Genomic DNA, 2,912 nt, shown 5'->3' with positions numbered 1-2,912 from the left:
AGGTCAAGCTACAAAGGGCGCATGGTGAATGCCTTGGCATCAGGAGCCGATGAAGGACGTGATAAGCTGCGATAAGCTTCGGGTAGGCGCACATAGCCAGTGATCCGAAGATTTCCGAATGAGGGAACTCACATGGGAAACCCCATGTATCCTGTAATGAATAAATAGTTGCAGGAAGGTAAACCTAGGGAACTGAAACATCTAAGTACCTAGAGGAAGAGAAAGAAAAATCGATTTTCTTAGTAGCGGCGAGCGAAAGGGAAAGAGCCCAAACCAGAGATTTATCTCTGGGGTTGCGGACAGAACATTAACGGGAAGTTATGGTTAACTGAAGACAACTGGAAAGTTGAGCCACAGAGTGTAATAGCCACGTAAGTGAAAATTATAATAACCAAGTTCTGATCCAGAGTACCACGAGACACGTGAAACCTTGTGGGAAGCAGGGAGGACCACCTCCCAAGGCTAAATACTACCTGATGACCGATAGTGAAGCAGTACCGTGAGGGAAAGGTGAAAAGAACCCCGGGAGGGGAGTGAAATAGAACCTGAAACCGTGTGCCTACAACCGGTCAAAGCCCCTTATGAGGGTGATGACGTGCTTTTTGTAGAACGAGCCAACGAGTTACGGTATGTAGCAAGGTTAAGTACTTAAGGTACGGAGCCGAAGGGAAACCGAGTCTTAATAGGGCGACTAGTTGCATGCCGTAGACCCGAAACCGGGTGACCTATCCATGGCCAGGTTGAAGCGGGGGTAAAACCCCGTGGAGGACCGAACCACGTTGCTGTTGAAAAAGCATGGGATGAGCTGTGGATAGCGGAGAAATTCCAATCGAACTCGGAGATAGCTGGTTCTCCTCGAAATAGCTTTAGGGCTAGCGTCGGATATGAGTAATGGAGGTAGAGCACTGAATGGGCTAGGGGGCATATCGCTTACCGAACCTTATCAAACTCCGAATGCCATATACTATTAGTCCGGCAGTCAGACTACGAATGATAAGATCCGTGGTCAAAAGGGAAAAAGCCCAGATCGTCAGCTAAGGTCCCAAAGTGTAAGTTAAGTGGTAAAGGATGTGGGATTTCTAAGACAACTAGGATGTTGGCTTAGAAGCAGCCACTCATTTAAAGAGTGCGTAATAGCTCACTAGTCGAGAGATCCTGCGCCGAAAATGTCCGGGGCTCAAACTTACCACCGAAGCTACGGGCTGAAGTTTACTTCAGCGGTAGAGGAGCGTCGTAATCGGGCTGAAGTCGTACCGTAAGGAGCGGTGGACTGATTACGAGTGAGAATGTTGGCATTAGTAGCGAGATGTAAGTGAGAATCTTACAGGCCGAAAATCTAAGGTTTCCTGGGGAAGGCTCGTCCGCCCAGGGTTAGTCGGGACCTAAGCCGAGGCCGAAAGGCGTAGGTGATGGACAATTGGTTGATATTCCAATACCACTATTATCGTTATTATCGATGGTGTGACGGAGAAGGATAGGATGTGCTAGCGATTGGAAATGCTAGTCTAAGCATTTAGGGAGTTAAGATAGGCAAATCCGTCTTAACAATCCTGAGGTGTGATGGGGAAGGCCTTTTAGGCTGAAGTATCTGATTCCCTGCTTCCAAGAAAAGCATCTAGAGAGAGAAATAGTGCCCGTACCGCAAACCGACACAGGTAGATGAGGAGAGAATCCTAAGGCCATCGGAAGAATTGCAGTTAAGGAACTAGGCAAATTGACCCCGTAAGTTAGCGAGAAGGGGTGCCTGCGAGAGCAGGCCGCAGAGAATAGGCCCAAGCAACTGTTTAGCAAAAACACAGGTCTCTGCTAAAGCGCAAGCTGATGTATAGGGGCTGACGCCTGCCCGGTGCTGGAAGGTTAAGGGGAACACTTAGCGCAAGCGAAGGTGTGAACTTAAGCCCCAGTAAACGGCGGCCGTAACTATAACGGTCCTAAGGTAGCGAAATTCCTTGTCAGGTAAGTTCTGACCCGCACGAATGGCGTAATGACTTGGGCACTGTCTCAACTGCAAATCCGGCGAAGTTGTAGTGCGAGTGAAGATGCTCGCTACCCGCGATTGGACGGAAAGACCCCGTAGAGCTTTACTGTAGCTTAGCATTGAGTTCCGATATTGTCTGTACAGGATAGGTGGGAGACTGAGAAACTAGGGCGTCAGCCTTAGTGGAGTCAACCTTGGGATACCACCCTGACAGTATTGGGATTCTAACCGGACGCCATGAATCTGGTGACGGGACATTGTTAGGTGGGCAGTTTGACTGGGGCGGTCGCCTCCTAAAATGTAACGGAGGCGCCCAAAGGTTCCCTCAGAACGGTCGGAAATCGTTCGTAGAGTGCAAAGGCAGAAGGGAGCCTGACTGCGACACCCACAAGTGGAGCAGGGACGAAAGTCGGGCTTAGTGATCCGGTGGTACCTCGTGGGAGGGCCATCGCTCAACGGATAAAAGCTACCTCGGGGATAACAGGCTGATCTCCCCCAAGAGTCCACATCGACGGGGAGGTTTGGCACCTCGATGTCGGCTCGTCGCATCCTGGGGCTGTAGTAGGTCCCAAGGGTTGGGCTGTTCGCCCATTAAAGCGGCACGCGAGCTGGGTTCAGAACGTCGTGAGACAGTTCGGTCCCTATCCGTCGCGGGCGTAGGAAATTTGAGAGGAGCTGTCCTTAGTACGAGAGGACCGGGATGGACTGACCTCTGGTGCACCAGTTGTTCCGCCAGGAGCATGGCTGGGTAGCTAAGTCGGGAAGGGATAAACGCTGAAAGCATCTAAGCGTGAAGCCCCCCTCAAGATGAGATTTCCCATAGCATAAGCTAGTAAGACCCCTTGAAGAACACAAGGTTGATAGGTCAGAGGTGTAAGTGTGGTAACATATTTAGCTGACTGATACTAATAGGTCGAGGGCTTGACCAATAAAA

1 rRNA gene is annotated in these 2,912 nt (G+C 50.3%); it reads left to right on the top strand.

Features of this window, described 5'->3' with window-relative positions:
• Positions 1 to 2,910, top strand: a 23S ribosomal RNA gene (locus GPX08_RS12155); the annotation flags it as partial.
• Positions 2,911 to 2,912: the final 2 nt, after the last annotated feature.

Source organism: Clostridium tertium (genome assembly GCF_902652255.1).
Taxonomy (GTDB): domain Bacteria; phylum Bacillota; class Clostridia; order Clostridiales; family Clostridiaceae; genus Clostridium; species Clostridium tertium_A.
Note: the sequence above shows the minus strand (reverse complement) of the source record. Positions and strands in the feature narration are given on the sequence as shown.